This is a genomic window from Flavobacterium ustbae (assembly GCF_003946915.1).
GTDB classification, from domain to species: Bacteria; Bacteroidota; Bacteroidia; order Flavobacteriales; family Flavobacteriaceae; genus Flavobacterium; species Flavobacterium ustbae.
Map to the genome: position 1 here is coordinate 368,892 of NZ_RPOC01000001.1, position 15,574 is coordinate 384,465.

Annotated in this window: 17 protein-coding genes; 2 read left to right on the forward strand and 15 right to left on the reverse strand. The window is 34.0% G+C overall.

Features of this window, described 5'->3' with window-relative positions:
- Positions 1–108 precede the first annotated feature (108 nt).
- The 4 genes from EG814_RS01535 to EG814_RS01550 all read right to left on the reverse strand — a co-directional run bounded on the left by EG814_RS01535 (position 109) and on the right by EG814_RS01550 (position 2,539).
- Positions 109–495, reverse strand: coding sequence for a DUF805 domain-containing protein (locus EG814_RS01535; RefSeq protein ID WP_125718212.1), 387 nt, complete (start codon positions 493–495; stop codon positions 109–111).
- Positions 496–690: 195 nt separating this feature from the next.
- A complete protein-coding gene (locus tag EG814_RS01540; RefSeq protein WP_125718214.1) occupies positions 691–969 on the reverse strand; it encodes a TM2 domain-containing protein in 279 nt (92 codons plus the stop codon).
- Between the two features lie 15 nt (positions 970–984).
- Positions 985–1,401 carry a DUF805 domain-containing protein gene (locus EG814_RS01545; RefSeq protein ID WP_125719074.1) on the reverse strand — a complete coding sequence of 139 codons (417 nt, stop codon included), beginning with the start codon at positions 1,399–1,401 and terminating at the stop codon, positions 985–987.
- Between the two features lie 187 nt (positions 1,402–1,588).
- Positions 1,589–2,539, reverse strand: a complete 951-nt coding sequence (locus tag EG814_RS01550; protein WP_125718216.1) for a 2-hydroxyacid dehydrogenase — start codon at positions 2,537–2,539, stop codon at positions 1,589–1,591.
- 277 nt (positions 2,540–2,816) lie between these two features.
- Between EG814_RS01550 and nhaA the strand changes: the two genes are divergently transcribed.
- Positions 2,817–3,953 carry a Na+/H+ antiporter NhaA gene (nhaA, locus tag EG814_RS01555; RefSeq protein WP_125718218.1) on the forward strand — a complete coding sequence of 379 codons (1,137 nt, stop codon included), beginning with the start codon at positions 2,817–2,819 and terminating at the stop codon, positions 3,951–3,953.
- A 763-nt stretch (positions 3,954–4,716) separates the two neighbouring features.
- On the opposite strand, the gene proC is transcribed toward nhaA, so the two are convergent.
- The 11 genes from proC to EG814_RS01615 all read right to left on the reverse strand — a co-directional run bounded on the left by proC (position 4,717) and on the right by EG814_RS01615 (position 14,753).
- Entirely contained in the window at positions 4,717–5,493 is a 777-nt protein-coding gene (gene proC / locus EG814_RS01565; protein WP_125718220.1) for a pyrroline-5-carboxylate reductase, read from the reverse strand.
- A gap of 112 nt (positions 5,494–5,605) precedes the next feature.
- Positions 5,606–6,955, reverse strand: a complete 1,350-nt coding sequence (mgtE, locus tag EG814_RS01570; RefSeq protein ID WP_125718222.1) for a magnesium transporter — start codon at positions 6,953–6,955, stop codon at positions 5,606–5,608.
- Entirely contained in the window at positions 6,939–7,724 is a 786-nt protein-coding gene (gene rsmA, locus EG814_RS01575; RefSeq protein ID WP_125718224.1) for a 16S rRNA (adenine(1518)-N(6)/adenine(1519)-N(6))-dimethyltransferase RsmA, read from the reverse strand. Before rsmA ends, mgtE begins: the two co-directional genes overlap by 17 nt.
- 130 nt (positions 7,725–7,854) lie before the next feature.
- Positions 7,855–8,331 (reverse strand): nucleotidyl transferase AbiEii/AbiGii toxin family protein, encoded by a 477-nt coding sequence (locus tag EG814_RS01580; protein WP_125718226.1) that lies wholly within the window; start codon positions 8,329–8,331, stop codon positions 7,855–7,857.
- A gap of 1 nt (position 8,332) precedes the next feature.
- On the reverse strand, positions 8,333–8,518 hold the full coding sequence (locus EG814_RS01585) for a hypothetical protein (RefSeq protein WP_125718228.1): 186 nt from the start codon (positions 8,516–8,518) through the stop codon (positions 8,333–8,335).
- Between the two features lie 75 nt (positions 8,519–8,593).
- On the reverse strand, positions 8,594–8,905 hold the full coding sequence (locus EG814_RS01590) for a DUF4286 family protein (protein ID WP_125718230.1): 312 nt from the start codon (positions 8,903–8,905) through the stop codon (positions 8,594–8,596).
- A 105-nt stretch (positions 8,906–9,010) separates the two neighbouring features.
- Positions 9,011–10,792, reverse strand: coding sequence for a tetratricopeptide repeat protein (locus EG814_RS01595; RefSeq protein ID WP_125718232.1), 1,782 nt, complete (start codon positions 10,790–10,792; stop codon positions 9,011–9,013).
- A gap of 54 nt (positions 10,793–10,846) precedes the next feature.
- On the reverse strand, positions 10,847–11,674 hold the full coding sequence (lgt, locus tag EG814_RS01600; RefSeq protein WP_125718234.1) for a prolipoprotein diacylglyceryl transferase: 828 nt from the start codon (positions 11,672–11,674) through the stop codon (positions 10,847–10,849).
- Positions 11,675–11,784: 110 nt separating this feature from the next.
- The gene (gene serS, locus EG814_RS01605) at positions 11,785–13,056 is read right to left on the reverse strand and encodes a serine--tRNA ligase (protein ID WP_125718236.1); all 1,272 of its coding nucleotides are present in this window, start codon (positions 13,054–13,056) and stop codon (positions 11,785–11,787) included.
- A 158-nt stretch (positions 13,057–13,214) separates the two neighbouring features.
- A complete protein-coding gene (locus EG814_RS01610; protein WP_125718238.1) occupies positions 13,215–14,138 on the reverse strand; it encodes a hypothetical protein in 924 nt (307 codons plus the stop codon).
- A 75-nt stretch (positions 14,139–14,213) separates the two neighbouring features.
- Positions 14,214–14,753 carry a DMP19 family protein gene (locus tag EG814_RS01615; RefSeq protein WP_125718240.1) on the reverse strand — a complete coding sequence of 180 codons (540 nt, stop codon included), beginning with the start codon at positions 14,751–14,753 and terminating at the stop codon, positions 14,214–14,216.
- 238 nt (positions 14,754–14,991) lie between these two features.
- On the opposite strand from EG814_RS01615, the gene EG814_RS01620 reads away from it, so the two are divergent.
- Positions 14,992–15,441 carry a protease complex subunit PrcB family protein gene (locus tag EG814_RS01620; RefSeq protein ID WP_125718242.1) on the forward strand — a complete coding sequence of 150 codons (450 nt, stop codon included), beginning with the start codon at positions 14,992–14,994 and terminating at the stop codon, positions 15,439–15,441.
- Positions 15,442–15,574 lie beyond the last annotated feature (133 nt).

Below are 15,574 nucleotides of genomic sequence, written 5' to 3' on the forward strand. Positions count from 1 at the left end.
AATATTACGGTCTTTAAATGAAGATAAAATGAAGAAAAAAAGTCTGAGTTTATTATTAGACATAAAAAAATCCCATTAAATGGGATTTTTATCTAGAATCGGAAGGTTTTATTCTTTTCCGATTTCGTCAATTTCTTCTAATTCATTTTTAGGATCTGGCCCATATGCATTTGAACCTACGTCTCCTTTTATAACCATTAAATATAGATTATAGTAAGGTATCAATACAAACCAGCCATTTTTTCCTGTATCGTGTACTCTTCGAACAGAAACTGCTATCATTGGAATAATTAATCCTAAATATAAAAGACCAAGTAAAGCCGTCATAACACCTGACAATGTTGAACTAATTGCCTCACTGGCTCCTCCAATAAATGCGATGCAGAATATTATTAGATAAAAAGACAAGACAAACATCCAATATTCTTTTCTTCTGGCTCTTCCATCAAAATTTGCATAGTTTTCAAAAACTACTTTTTTAAACATTTCTAACATAATTAAACTTTTTAATATTTTATCATTTGGTTTTCCAATTAGCTTTTTACAACTAATTTAAAAAATGTAATTTCACAAAAAAAAATAAACTATGAGCACCCATAAAAGTTCTTTCGCTATAATAAAAAGACAAAGTTATTTTAAAAAAAATCTCACTCAGATTTGAGCGGGATGTTAATATGTACAAGTGCTCGATTAAAACCAGCCTTTTTTACCAACTTGGTAAGTTTGGTAAAAATCTTCATCTGACTTTGTTAAGTAGATAATTCCTTCAATGAAGCCAATGATGCTTCCTACTCCGCAAGTTACGATTGTAATTACGATTTGGATAATTCCTTCTTGAGTGTATCCTAAGATAAATTTATGAACACCTAGATATCCAAAAATTATTCCCATAATTCCTGCTAATACTTTTTTATTCTCTTGTCTTGGTTGAGATGGAGTATTCCAGCTTTCTGGTTTTGTAGTTTCCATTTTTATAATATTTAGTTAATTATTAATTCCTATTTCATCAATTTCTTCAATAGTATTTTTAGGATCTAAACCATAATAGTTTTCTCCATATTCTCCTTCTGTTACCAATAAAACTAACATCCAGATTGGCCCAGCAAACGGAATTAAAGAAACTAGAATAGTCCATCCGCTTTTGCCTATATCATGCATTCTTCTAACTGTAACAGCCAATGATGGAATTATAGAAGCGATCGCAAACAGAAAAAATAATCCTATTGCAATTGGTAAGCCAGCTTCTGTGCCTAAAACAGCAGATAACATTAGTCCTAAAAAAACAAATACAAAAAAGAGAAGTGATGTTACAAGACGAAAATACCAATATTCACTTCTTCTTGCTCTTCCGTTAAAGTTTGCATAGTTCTGGAACATGGCTATTTTATACCATTCAATCATAATTTTTAATCCTTTGTTTTGGCCTACTCTCGGGATTTTCGGTTTTCCCCGAACTTCAAAAAACGCTCTATTTAGATTCATTCTTTAAAATTCGGAAACAATATTATTAAAAATTAACAAATAAAACTAATCTTGCTAAATAAAATTTACAGGAAAAAACTCGTTATTAAAATCTAAGCGCTGTAGGCTATTTTTTATCGTAAATTGCTTTAATTTTATCTACAATTACTTGAGCCAGACGCTCGTGGCTTTCAAAAGTCCAACCTGCAATATGAGGCGTGAGTAATACATTTTTTGCTTCAAGAAGATACTGAAAAGCTTCTGGCGTGTTTTTGTCCTGAAAAAGGGTTTCAAACGAAAGTTTTTCATATTCCAAAACATCCAAACCTGCTCCTAATACCTTTTTTAACTTCATGGCTTCAACCAAATCGGCTGTAACTATATTTTTACCGCGAGAAGTATTTATAATCCAAAATGGCTTTTTAAATGCGTTTATAAATTCTGTATTCACCATTTTATCTGTCTCTTGTGTCCAAGGTAAATGAAGACTCAAAACATCAGCCTTTTCTTGAAGTTCTGCCAAAGAAACTTGTTTCGCATTTTCATCACCAACGTTATCCAAAATATCATAACACAAAACTTCTGCGTCAAAACCTCTAAGTTTTTTAGCAAAAGCTTTGCCCATATTTCCGTAACCGATAATTCCGACAGTCTTTAGATCCAACTCGTGGCCACGATTACTTTCGCGATTCCATTGTCCTGCTTTTACTTCGGCATCAGCTTGGTTCAAATTATTAAATAAAGACAAAATTACACCAAGCGAATGTTCTGCAACAGCGTTGCGATTACCTTCTGGCGCCGCAATGAGATGAATTCCTTTTGCAGAAGCATACTCACAATCAATACTTTCTAAACCTGCGCCAACTCTTGCAATAAACTGCAACTTTGCTGCTTTATCTAAAAAAGCCTTATCAATTTTGAAACGGCTGCGAATTACAATTCCGTTATATTCATGGATTTTTGCTTCGATTTCTTCTTTTGAAGATTTAAAATCGGCATGATTTTCAAAACCGGCTTCTTCTAACTGATTCCAAAGAATTGGATTATTACTATCGATATGAAGAATTTTTATACTCATTTTTATTGAATTTATTATAAAACAAAAATACGGTAATTCTTCAAAATTATGTTTAAGTGAAAAGGTTTTGAACCATATAAGTGATATAAGCTCATTTTTTAAGTTTTTCCTGAATGTGCTATTCTTCGTAAATTTTACTTGAATAAACTTATATCACTTATATCGTTTATTTCCCTTCCACTTCATAAAGAGTTTTTTATTGGTCAGATTTTTTCTAACTTTGAAGATATTGGGATTTTTTCATCCTATGCATTAATACTTCACAAAATCTTTGAAAATGAAATTAACTAAGACTTTTAAATCCTTTTTTGAGAACGAAAAATCAGGAGGTTTTATCTTGCTCTTTGTCACGCTTTTGTCTTTAATTCTTGCCAATTCTTCTTTTCAGATTCCCTATGTTGCGTTTTGGGAAAAAGAAATAGCAGATCATTCTATTACGCATTGGATCAATGATGGGTTAATGACAATATTCTTTCTTTTGATAGGTTTGGAGTTGGAAAGAGAAATCTACCACGGTGAATTGTCTAATATTAAAAATGCATCGCTGCCGATAATGGCTGCTTTTGGAGGAATGCTGGTTCCTGCCGCCATATTTTTAGCTTTAAATTACGGAACAACAACTCAAAACGGAGCCGGAATTCCGATGGCGACAGATATAGCTTTTGCAATTGGAATTTTATCACTTTTGGGCAATAAAGTTCCCGCATCCTTAAAAGTTTTTCTAACGGCCCTTGCCGTGATCGACGATTTAGGCGCTATTATCGTTATTGCTATTTTTTATACCACATCAATCTCTTTTCTAAATCTCGGAATTGCATTGGGAATCTGGTGTTTTCTTTTTGTTTTAAACCGAATGAAAATTCACAATCTTATTCCGTATCTCGTTGGCGGGGCTGTAATGTGGTATTTCATGCTTAATTCAGGAGTTCATGCCACAATTACGGGTGTAATTTTAGCTTTTGTTATTCCGTTTGGCGATGGAAGCGAGAAAACCTCTTCGTATCGATTACAGCATTTTCTACATCAGCCAGTAGCTTTTTTCATTTTGCCTTTATTCGCAATTGCCAATACCGCTTTGCCATTTACCGAAAACTGGCATGAAGGTTTAAATCATGTCAATACTTACGGAATCATTCTTGGACTTGTCGTTGGAAAGCCGCTTGGAATTTTGCTTTTCTCATCGGTTGGGGTGACTTCTGGTTTATGCATTTTACCCAAAAATTTAAAATGGGCACATATTTTAGGTGCTGGAATGCTCGGCGGAATTGGTTTTACCATGTCGATTTTCATTACCGTCTTAGCATTCAAAAACCCAGAGATTATTGTCTTTTCTAAAATAGCAATTCTTATCGCTTCTTTCATAGCTGGACTTCTTGGAATTATTTATTTGAAATTCACTTTGAGTAAAAAGTAAATTTCAATTTTTTAAATTCCAATTGACAAAATTCCAAATTCCAATTTAAACATTGGGCAACTCGGAATGAAAACTATTATTTTATTCTCATTTTTATCAACATAGCCCAAGGTTTCAACCTTGGGTACACAACGTAAGCGTAACGTGAGTCACAATGCGTACCCAAGGTTGAAACCTTAGGCTATGTTTGATAATCTTTGTCGAATTTCTAGTTCGATTTGCTTCGCCGGTTCTCTATTACTCGTGCTCTTGTTCCTAGAATGGTAAACTATAATTTTATCTTCATTTTGTTAAACATAGCCCAAGGTGTCAACCTTGGGTACACAACATACGCGTAACGTGATTCACAATGCGTACCCAAGGTTGAAACCTTGGGCTATGCTTGATAATCTTTGTCGAATTTCTAGTGTGGTTTGCTTTGCCAGTTCACTACTGTTCATTCTCTCGTTCCTCGAATAGCAAACCATAATTTTATTCTCATTTTGGTTAAACATAGCCCGAGGTTTCAACCTTGGGTACACAACGTAAACGCAACGTGAATGCACTCCCAAGGTTAAACATAACGTGATTCACAATGCGTTCCCAAGGTTGAAACCTTAGGCTATGTTTGATAATCTTTGTCTAATTTATAGTTCGATTTGCTTCATCTATTTGCTTTCGTTCGGGTCTCATGTATCAATTCAATCATCGCAAAACAAAAAAATTCCAAATCCCAACAATAAAATTGGAATTTGGAATTTTAAAATATTGAGTTTTAAATAATCTAACCTTTAATCTGTTTCAAAGAAGTTTTGATTCCTTTAATTAATGACGAACTGAAACCATTATGCTCCATTTCGTTCAAACCGACAATTGTACAGCCTTGAGGCGTTGTTACACGGTCGATTAATTGTTCTGGATGCACACGTTCTTCTAAAAGCATTTTAGCTGCTCCTTTTACCGTTTGCGCGGCAATAGCTAAAGCAGTATTAGAATCAAATCCAATTTCGATTCCGGCTTGCATAGAAGCACGAATATAACGTAAAGCGTAAGCCGTTCCGCAAGCACCCAAAACTGTCGCCGCATCCATTAATTTTTCGTCGATCACGGGAGCTGTTCCTAAATCTTGGAATAAATCAACAATTGGCGAAGCATTTGCTGCATATTTTTCTGGGAAAGAAATACAAGTAGCCGATTCTCCAAACTGAGCCGCAATATTTGGCATAATGCGCACCACTGGATATTCAAAATTGGTTTTAGATTGTAGCATATCCAAAGACAAACCGCTTACGGCAGAAGCAATTGTTTTGTTTTGAATAGCTGGCAAAATTTCAGCCAAAACAGTATCTACCTGATACGGTTTTATGGTTAAAATGACAACATCAGCTTCCTCGATATTGTGTTTATTATCGTTAGAAACAGTAATGCCATATTCTGATAAATATTGAATACTGGCGATATTTCTTCTTGTAACAGTAACTTGGTTCTTTTTTGAGAATTTAGCAATTCCCAAGGCGATAGAAACCCCAAGGTTTCCTCCTCCAATAATGTGTACTTTCATTTTGGTTGGCTTTAATTTATTTCTGGCTATAAACAGCTTTTTTTTCCGCCCGTAAATTACGCAGATTTTAGAGATCTTAAATCACTGCAATCTATTATTTTGTGGCAAAAATCTAAAATCCAAGAATCAAGTTAGCTACTCCAAAGTAGAGCATAATTCCAAAAACATCGTTGGTTGTTGTAATAAAGGGACCTGTAGCAATAGCGGGGTCAATTTTATTTTTGTTAAGGAAAAGCGGTACTAAAGTTCCTAAAGTCGCAGCAAAAAGAATAACGACAATCATAGAAATCGAAATCGCAAATCCTACCAAGTACTGCTGATACATTATAGAATGATACCCCAATAGCAGCAAAGAGATAATACTTCCCGATATCATAGAAACGGTAATTTCTTTCGTAAAATAACCACGGCTAAAATCTTTTAAAGTTCCGTTTGCCAAACCTTGTACAACGATTGCCGAAGCTTGAACTCCAATATTTCCTGCAGTTGCAGACAATAATGGCACAAATATGATTAAAGTTGAATATTTTTGAAATGTGCTTTCATTTCCTTTCAAAACAAAAGAAGCTACAATCTCAATCACCATTCCGATTAAAAGCCACGGAAGGCGTGCTTTTGTTAGTTCGTAAACACTGTCATTAGATTCAACGTCTTGTGTAATACCGGCTGCTAACTGGTAATCTTTATCTGCTTCTTCTTTGATTACGTCTACAATGTCGTCAATCGTAATTCTTCCAACCAAACGTCCTAATTCATCCACAACAGGAATGGCCTCTAAGTCGTATTTCTGCATGATACGAGCAACCTCAACATCTTCGGTATCTACATTTACGAAATTTAGTTTTCTGATATAAACCTCACCAATTTGGGTTTTGGTCGAAGAAGTCAATAAATCTTTTAGTGATAATCTGCCTTTTAATCGGTTTTCGTCATCAACTACGTAAATAGAATGAACTCTGGATACATTTTCTGCCTGAATTCTCATTTCTTTCACACAGGTTAATACGTTCCAGTTTTCATTTACTTTTACAAGCTCCTTTCCCATCAAACCACCGGCGGTGTTTTCGTCGTAACGCAAAAGATCGACAATATCTTTGGCGTGCTCAACGTCAATCATTTCGGAGATTACTTCGGCTTTGATTTCCTGCGAAAGTTCTGCGATAATATCGGCAGCGTCATTGGTTTCAAGCTCATCAAGCTCTTCCGCAATTTCTTTTGGTGAAAGTCGGCTTAAGATGTTTTCACGCAGATCTTCTTCCAGTTCCAGAAGAATTTCTGCTGTTTTATCACTATCTAAAACCTTGAAAATGTAGGTTGCTTCGTCGAAATCTAATTCATCTAAGATTTCGGCAATATCGGCATGATGCAGATCATTTAATAAAACTTCAAGTTCCTTGTCGTTTTTACTAATAATCAGCTCTTCTAATTGATGTATAAATTCTTTACTAACTTTGAACTCCATCGGCTTCTATTTTTAGAGTTAGTTCAATAAATTCTTCTGTACTGAGCTGTTCCGGACGTTTATCAAAGATAGTGTCTTCTCGCAGTTTATCAGATAAATTTAATGTTTTCAAACTGTTACGTAATGTTTTTCGTCTCTGCTGAAAAGCGGTTTTTACAACTGTAAAAAACAACTTTTCGCTGCAAGGAAGACTATAATCTTCCTTTCGGGTCATTCTCATCACACCCGATTTAACCTTGGGCGGAGGAATAAAAACGTTTTCATCAACCGTAAACAGATACTCTGTAGTATAGAAAGCCTGAGCTAGTACTGATAATATTCCGTATGTTTTTGAGCCTTTCTTTTCGCAGATACGCTCGGCAACTTCTTTCTGAAACATTCCAGAAAATTCTGGAATCTGGTCTCTAAGTTCCAGTGTTCTAAAAACAATTTGAGAAGAAATATTATATGGAAAGTTACCTATTATAGCAAACTGTTTGTTTTGGTAAACTTCATTTATATTATACTTCAGGAAATCCTGAGAGATAATTTTATCTTTTAATTTTGGGTAATTGGCATCAAGATACGCTACAGATTCGGTGTCGATCTCAATAACGTGTGTAGTAATTGGCTTTTCAAGTAAGTATTTAGTAAGCACACCCATACCTGGTCCTATTTCTAAGACCTCATCATATCCTTTAAAAGTCAAAGTATCTGCAATAGCTTTTGCAATACTTTCATCTTTAAGAAAGTGCTGACCTAAATGTTTTTTGGCTTTTACTTTTTCCATTTCATTATCTTATTTGCCACAAGGGCGCAAAAGTATTCTTTTTTATTGGAAAGGCTCTACGTATGCTAAATTATTTTGCTACAAAGGCATGAAGACGCCTATTTATTTTGCCACACGAGGGCACAAAATTTTATTTTTTATTAATCTCTCGAAGTTGTTGAATATCCAATAAATCTTTACTCCTATTCGCTTTAACTTTGCTAGTTATTAAATCTTCTAAAGATAAAACGTTCCATTTTAAAAATGTTTTATCATTTACCGTTACAATTTCACTATCATTATACGCCTCATCAAAAGTCCTATTCACAGAAAATTTGGTAATCAATTCTAAATCTAGGTCAGCTGGTGAAAACTTTACAGATATGTTTTGTTGCTGTTGTTTAACATTTTCTGGAAAATCATCTATCTCATATCCCATTTCATTAAAGACAAGCACTAATTTTTTGAAATTTTCTTCTGTAGTATCAATCCAAAAATCAACGTCTGCAGAGTGTCTTTGATAACCGTGAAAATTTACAGCTCCTCCTCCAACCATCAACATCCTTACATTGTGTTTAGTGGCTAACGAAATGAATTCATCAATATTTTGATCCCACATTTTTGACATTTTATCTTGGTTTTATTATTATCAAAAAATTGTCTTTATTTTTATCCACCTTGTTTTTCACAGGAAATCTGCTTATTCTTTCACTTAATCTAAGAAAACTACGCACACGTTCAGCACCAGACAATTTTAAAAAATCTTCTTGCTGTTGTCTGTTACTTTCTTCTTTAGTTTGAAATCTGATTTCCATAAGTTCGAATTTTAACTGAACACTATCCCGTCCCGACACTTCGGGATCGGGACTGACCACTGAACACTAAAAAAATCAATGCTCCGAAACAACCTCCAATTCCGTTCTGAAGGAAAGCATTTTATCTGCAAATAAACCCAAAGCTTCTCTGTGAAATTCTGGTTCATCTTCGATATAAAACTTATCTAAAGTTTCTTTGCTATCAGTTACATATTGTACAGAATAGGTAATGCCGCCCATTTCTTCTTCAACCAAAACTTTTACAATTCGTGCCGATGAAAATTTTTGAGTTGCTAGAATTTCTGGTATGTGTTTTTCCTGCATCCATTTTAACCATTGGTCGTGAACGCTTTCGTGTATATTGGTGGTAACGTTGTATATAATCATTTTTTTTAGGTTCTAAGGTTCTGAGGGACTAAGTTTCAAAGGTTTTTCCAGATTCTAGATTTTAGATTGCTATAAAAATCTGAAATCTACAATCTAAAATCTGAACTATAAGTTCTTGTCCCCTCTTAATTCTCTATATTTCTTTCTCGCATCAACAAAGTAAATACTGTCCTGATGATTGAAAATTACTTTTTCGTATAATGGTTTTGCTTTTTCTACATCTTTTAATTCGTCATTGTAAATTTCTGCTGAGAAAAACAGCGCTTCGTCTACATATATTCCGTCGCTATGATTGTCAATAATTTGCTGATATTGGCTTAAAGCCGAAGCAAAATCCTTCTGACTTTCGTAAACTTTACCTAAACGCAGTAAAGTCACCGCTTCTATTTCCTGACCTTTATAAGTCTTTAAAATATTCTGAAACTGCGTTATAGCTTCCTGTTTTTTATTCTGATAAATTAAAAAATCGCCTTTTGCAAATGCTTTCAGCGCCACTTGAGTCGAATCTGCGGCCGTATTATCATTGATCAATAAAAAATATTCTAGAGCGTCGTTGGCGATTAACTGCGTATTTGCGGCTTTTAATTCTTTAAACTGCTTATTAGCCCATTCAAAATCGCCTTTATAATAACTTGTTTTTGCTGCTTTCAAACTTGCTTCGTGCGCCATGACATCATTCTTTAAATCCAATTGAATCTGCGAATAATAAATTAACGCCTGATTAAATTTTTCTTCCAAAAGCAGAATATCGGCCAATTCCATTTTAGCATCGGCTTTTTGATATTCGTTTAGATTTAATTCTAAAGCCTTTTTGATTACCGCTTTTCCTTCTTCTGTCTTTTTCAAATTAAAAGCCAGAAAATGGGCTTGAATGATTTGCAAAGATAAGGTAAAAGGACTGATTTCGTAAGTGGTCAATAATTGCTGCAATTCTTGACTGATGGCCGGATAATCTTTTTCCTGTGCTTTTTCGATCTTAATATGCATTAGAAATGCATTCGACTGAATCAATAAATCTAAATCTTTAGTGTTTTGAAGAATAAAGTTCAGAATTTCTTCTGCCGTATCGTTGTCTCCTTCGTTCATGGCAAACTGACTCAAATTGACAATACTCATCAACGATTCTGGTTCGCGTTTGTAAATGGCTTTTTCTTGAATAAATGCTTTCCCAAATTCTTTCTGCTGGACATAAAACCAGCTCAAATAATGATTCCAAAAAACATCTTGATCTTTCTGCGTTTTCAAGATTAGAGCTTTACGCATGGCATCCTTAAAAGCCGTGTTGTCGGTTTCGCCATTCATAAATCGAGACAGTTGTGTCTGAATCAGATTGGTGTTCTGCGGATTTGTGAAGGATTCTGTCAATAATAAATCGATCATTAAATCGGTTTTGCCTAACTGACCGTAAAGCATTCCGATTTGGAAATTGAAATTAAAATTCGGCTGAACCTGCATTGCCGTCTGATACGCTTTTAAAGCATATTCTAACAATACTTTTTTCTCGAACGAACTTGCAATTCCGTAAACATCGTTCGGATTTGTTTTTATTTTTTCAATAGCCTGTTCGTAGTAATTTTTAGCTTTCGAATCATTTTTCTGCAATTGAAAATTATATCCCATTTCAACCAAAAAAACACCTTGCTTGTATCTATTATAACGATCTTGAATTGCCTTTTCAGCATTTGCAAACTGCTGTAACTGCTGGTAACAATCGACTGTTCTTAAAAAATATTGGGTATTAGAAGGTGCATTTTTTAAAAGTTCTTCATAACTCATTTTTGCTTTTTCGAAATCACCTTTGTCATAATAATATTGCGCCAATTGCTCGTTTTGTCCAAATGCAAAACCAGAACATAATAAAACGATACAAATCAATATGTCTTTCATATTGCAGTTTTTAGTTTACGATTAAAGCAATGAAAACTTTGATTGAGACTATGCTTAAATTGCCAATTGCTTTTTAGATTTCCAAAAAATCAATCCTATACCAATTAAAATAAACGGAATACTTAAGATCTGTCCCATATTAATCAGCATATCATTCTCAAAAGCTTCTTGATTTTCTTTGAAAAATTCAATTATAAAACGAGCCGTAAATAATAAAGTTAAGAAAGTTCCAAAGATTAATCCCTGTGCCTTTCTGATTTTTTCTGATTTGTACATATAAAACAGAATTCCAAAAATCAGTAAGTAAGCAAATGCTTCATATAATTGTGTCGGGTGTCTCGGAATCACATCGTCTCTCTGAAAAACAACGCCCCAATTTCCATTGGTTGGTTTTCCATAAATTTCAGAATTCATAAAATTCCCCATTCTGATAAAAGCGCCCGTTACAGGTACTGCAACTGCCATTTTATCTAAAAGCCCTAAAAATTGTACTTTGTATTTTCGGCAGTATAAAATCATTGCCGTAATCACTCCAATAGAACCTCCGTGACTTGCCAATCCTTGATAACCGACAAACTGGTAAGCTCCTTTTATCTTTTGAATTGGTAAAAGAATTTCTATTGGATGTTTGAAGAAATAGTCGGGTTCGTAAAAGAAACAATGTCCTAACCTAGCTCCTAAAACCGTTCCGACAATAACATAAATCAATAAAGAATCTAGATTGTCTAAAGAAAGATTTTCTTTTTTATAAATATTTCTAACGATATAAAACCCGAGAAGAAGTCCGCAGGCAAAAAGAGCTCCGTAATATTTAAGGGGAAAAGTATCTGTGATCCAAAATATAACGGGATCAACGTTCCAATTTAATATTCCGTTTTTCATTAGTCGAAGTTTTTTAATTTCTAAAAATTAAGAAAACCTGACAGTCCCGTTCCGAGATTTCGGAATCGGGATAAAAACCTGTCAGGTTTATAATATCTTAAAACCAGAAATTAGTTTATAATATCAAATCCGCAGTAAGGACGTAAAACCTCTGGAATTACGATTCCTTCTGGAGTTTGGTAGTTTTCAATAATTCCAGCTAGAACCCGAGGAAGCGCTAATGAACTTCCGTTTAGCGTGTGTGCCAATTGGTTTTTTCCGTCTTTGTCTTTAAAACGTAATTTCAAGCGATTTGCTTGAAAAGTTTCAAAGTTAGAAACAGAACTAATTTCTAACCAGCGGTCTTGTGCAGTAGAAAACACTTCAAAATCGTAAGTCAACGCAGATGTGAATCCCATATCGCCTCCGCAAAGACGTAAAATTCTATAAGGCAATTTCAATTCTTGAAGAATATTTTTTACGTGTTCTACCATTCCGTCCAATGCGGCATAAGAATTGTCTGGATGCTCAACACGAACAATTTCTACTTTATCAAACTGGTGCAAACGGTTTAATCCGCGTACGTGCGCTCCGTAAGAACCTGCTTCACGACGGAAACATGGCGTGTAAGCAGTATGCAAAACCGGCAATTCGCTTTCGTTCAAAATAACATCGCGGAATAAATTCGTTACTGGAACCTCAGCCGTAGGAATCAAATATAAATCATCTAAACCTGCGTGGTACATCTGTCCTTCTTTATCTGGCAATTGTCCTGTTCCGTAACCCGAAGCTTCGTTTACCAAATGAGGAACCTGAACTTCATTGTAACCTGCAGCGGTATTTTTGTCTAAAAAGTAGTTGATTAAAGCACGCTGTAAACGAGCTCCTTTTCCTTTGTAAACAGGAAATCCTGCTCCAGTGATTTTTACACCCAATTCAAAATCAATGATATCGTATTTCTTTACCAATTCCCAGTGTGGCTGTGCGCCTTCGTGTAAAACTGGAATATCTCCTTCTTGGAAAACATTCAAATTATCATCTGGAGTTTTTCCTTCAGGAACAATATCTGCCGGAAGGTTTGGTAACGTGTATAATTTATTGGTCAACTCAACAGCCAAAGCTTCTGCTTTTTCGCTCAGTTCTTTACTTTTTTCTTTTAGTGAAACTGTTTTTTCTTTCAAGATTGCTGCTTTAGCTTTCTCACCAGCTTTCATCAATTCACCAATATCTTTGGACAATTTATTAGATTCTGATAAAGTATTGTCTAATTCCACTTGTGCAGCACGACGATTTTCGTCTAATTGAACCACTTCTTCAACAACGCTTTTAGCATCGATATTTCGTTTTGCTAAAGCTTTGATTACTTTCTCTTGATTTTCTCTAATAAATGCGATTTGTAACATAGCTTGTTTTTTATAACTATTGTATTTTTATAACGGAAGCAAATTTAAGGAAATGTTTGTTAACAAAAGGACAAACTTTTTCAGGAAAACCGAAATCTCCTATAAACGGCAAAAGCACTTCGAAAGTGCTCTTGCTATATTTTTAAATTTGTAATGTTTTATTCTAAAAAACGATGTCTATCGTCTCTATGAAAAGCATAGTCTTTTCCGTTAAACTTTATCTTTTCAATCTCTTTTTTAATTTTCAAATCACTCTTTTGTTCAATTCCATTTTCTAAATCATCTTCTACGGCTTCTTCATAAGAAAACTTTTTGGTGATAATAAGATCAAAACAACCATTGGTTTTATGGTCAGAAAAACTCATTCCGGTTTCTAAGGTTTCTATTTGAAAAGTCCCGCTTCCGTTAGAATCGCCATTGGTCAATTGAATCGGATATTCGTATAAAAGCTTTACAATTTCTTTATCGCCCAAAGTAACCATTGTAAATTTTTGTTCTGAATACAATACAATCCGGCTACTTGCTTTTGCTTCAGTATAAAAAGCAATGGCCGGTGTTTTTTCGTTTAGAAATATCAGGTCTTTTAAAATATGTGACTTCGAAAACTGAATCGCTTCATTATCATAATAACCTAAATTCTCGTCAAATTCTTCAGCAATAATGCTTCCGTCTTCTCGATTTACAAATAAATACTTTCGCTGAAAATAATCTCCAAGCTCTTCATCATTGTCGTTTGTTCTAAAGGCTTTTTTATCGTGCGCCACGGTTGTGAGAATAAAAAAGGTAGTTTGATTGTTATAATTGATCGAACTTGACTCTTTTATTTTAATATCTGAATATTTGATTTTGAGATTTGAGGCTACTTTGGAGAGCAGCTGTAGATTCATTTCTTTAGAATCTTCAATTTCATCCAGATTTTTAAAAATGAGTTTTTTTATGTGATTTTTATTCACACCAAGATTGGCTTCGGTTTGCGAAAGCAGTTCTTGATACTGAGCTTCTGCTTCGTTTGGAACTTTTTCATTTTTCCCGCAGGAAAACAAAAACATCAAAACACCGCTCAAAAGAATTGTTTTTTTCATAGGCTTTGGTTTGTTAGAAATTTAGGGCATTCAAATATATAATTTTCTTACAAACCATAGCAAAAAAAATAAAAACTAATCTCTCTTAATTTCGTGGCCTACAAACTCTTCCAGTGTTTTAAACATTTCTTCGACCGAAAGCACTTCAGTATCTGGATGCGATTTTAGAAACGAAGCATTCAATTCGGCTAAATTTTCGTCTAATTCAAAATAAGCATTGTTGTTAAGCAAATCTCTGAAAGCGCTTGGAACATCGTATTTTTCTTTTAGAAATTTCCCTAATTTGATGTTGCTCTGCAAACGCAGTTTACGGCATTGTTCTTTAAACAGCTCTAAATGTTGCTCTGCACCAATTAAGGACAAACCTTCTTCAATTAATTCATTCAATTCTTTATTCCAACCAGAATCGTAAACGAATTTCGAAAAATTCCCTTCTGCATATTTAGAAGCATAAAAATCTAAATAGTAACTCATTAAGGCGTCTTCGTGAATCAAGTCGTCGTCTATTTTTTCTTCACGCATTAAATTGATTACCGAAATATTCGAATTTACAACGTCTTGCGGATTTTCACTATTTGCCGCCGTTTCTGAAATTATGATTTTACCGAATTCCATTTGAGTTTTTATTTAAAATTGTTTTGCAAAGTTGGGGGAAATAATAATATAAATGAGTAGAAATTAAAGTTTTTGAGAGATTTCGGTAACCTTTTACAATCTTTAATCAAAATTAACGTTATCTTTATCTAATAAAAGATGCTGATAAAACTAAACACCTTTAACGCAACTATTTGGATAAAATGCATCTGTTATATAGAAAGCTTTAAATAAAGTTTTCACAACCAAAACCAAAGTCATGAAACGGATTATCCTAATATTTAGCATTCTGCTAGCTTTAACAAGTTGCGAAAATGACGATTTGCCAAACTCTGACGTGCAATATTCGCTTGTAGCAAAAGGAGATTCTTTTCCTAATGACGAAAGTATTGCACCAAGACATTTAATCATAAAAGATCAAAAAGCTTGGGATAATTTAATGGCAGAAATGAACGTTTCTACAAATTTATCTAAAGATTTTAAAGAAACTAATATAGATTTTAGCCGATACCAAGTTATTGCCGTTATTGATAAAACCCAAAATACAGAAGGACATTCGATAGATATTGTCAAAATTTCCGAAAATCGAAACACCATAATTGTAACAGTCGAAAAGCTAAAAAATGGCAATAGCACTTTAAAATTATCAAGACCTTACGACATTATAAAAACAGACAAAACAGATAAGAAAGTTATTTTTGAACAATAATCTTATCAGAACAAAATCTCAACTGCTTATTTAAAAATATTTTTGATTGCCTCCAGTTTTGGCTGGAGGCAATTATTTTTTAATCGTGAGCAATACTATTTCTTTTCCTTCGAAGTTTTTTTGTGATTTCGAA

Coding starts and splice junctions, on each gene's coding strand:
- serS (WP_125718236.1), bottom strand. CDS start 13,056: ATGTTACAAATCGCATTTATTAGAGAAAATCAAGAGAAAGTAATCAAA.
- EG814_RS01545 (WP_125719074.1), bottom strand. CDS start 1,401: ATGATTGAATGGTATAAAATAGCCATGTTCCAGAACTATGCAAACTTT.
- mgtE (WP_125718222.1), bottom strand. CDS start 6,955: ATGGAGTTCAAAGTTAGTAAAGAATTTATACATCAATTAGAAGAGCTG.
- EG814_RS01620 (WP_125718242.1), top strand. CDS start 14,992: ATGAAACGGATTATCCTAATATTTAGCATTCTGCTAGCTTTAACAAGT.
- EG814_RS01585 (WP_125718228.1), bottom strand. CDS start 8,518: ATGGAAATCAGATTTCAAACTAAAGAAGAAAGTAACAGACAACAGCAA.
- EG814_RS01535 (WP_125718212.1), bottom strand. CDS start 495: ATGTTAGAAATGTTTAAAAAAGTAGTTTTTGAAAACTATGCAAATTTT.
- EG814_RS01610 (WP_125718238.1), bottom strand. CDS start 14,138: ATGAAAAAAACAATTCTTTTGAGCGGTGTTTTGATGTTTTTGTTTTCC.
- EG814_RS01540 (WP_125718214.1), bottom strand. CDS start 969: ATGGAAACTACAAAACCAGAAAGCTGGAATACTCCATCTCAACCAAGA.
- EG814_RS01550 (WP_125718216.1), bottom strand. CDS start 2,539: ATGAGTATAAAAATTCTTCATATCGATAGTAATAATCCAATTCTTTGG.
- EG814_RS01580 (WP_125718226.1), bottom strand. CDS start 8,331: ATGTCAAAAATGTGGGATCAAAATATTGATGAATTCATTTCGTTAGCC.
- lgt (WP_125718234.1), bottom strand. CDS start 11,674: ATGAAAAACGGAATATTAAATTGGAACGTTGATCCCGTTATATTTTGG.
- EG814_RS01595 (WP_125718232.1), bottom strand. CDS start 10,792: ATGAAAGACATATTGATTTGTATCGTTTTATTATGTTCTGGTTTTGCA.
- proC (WP_125718220.1), bottom strand. CDS start 5,493: ATGAAAGTACACATTATTGGAGGAGGAAACCTTGGGGTTTCTATCGCC.
- EG814_RS01615 (WP_125718240.1), bottom strand. CDS start 14,753: ATGGAATTCGGTAAAATCATAATTTCAGAAACGGCGGCAAATAGTGAA.
- nhaA (WP_125718218.1), top strand. CDS start 2,817: ATGAAATTAACTAAGACTTTTAAATCCTTTTTTGAGAACGAAAAATCA.
- EG814_RS01590 (WP_125718230.1), bottom strand. CDS start 8,905: ATGATTATATACAACGTTACCACCAATATACACGAAAGCGTTCACGAC.
- rsmA (WP_125718224.1), bottom strand. CDS start 7,724: ATGGAAAAAGTAAAAGCCAAAAAACATTTAGGTCAGCACTTTCTTAAA.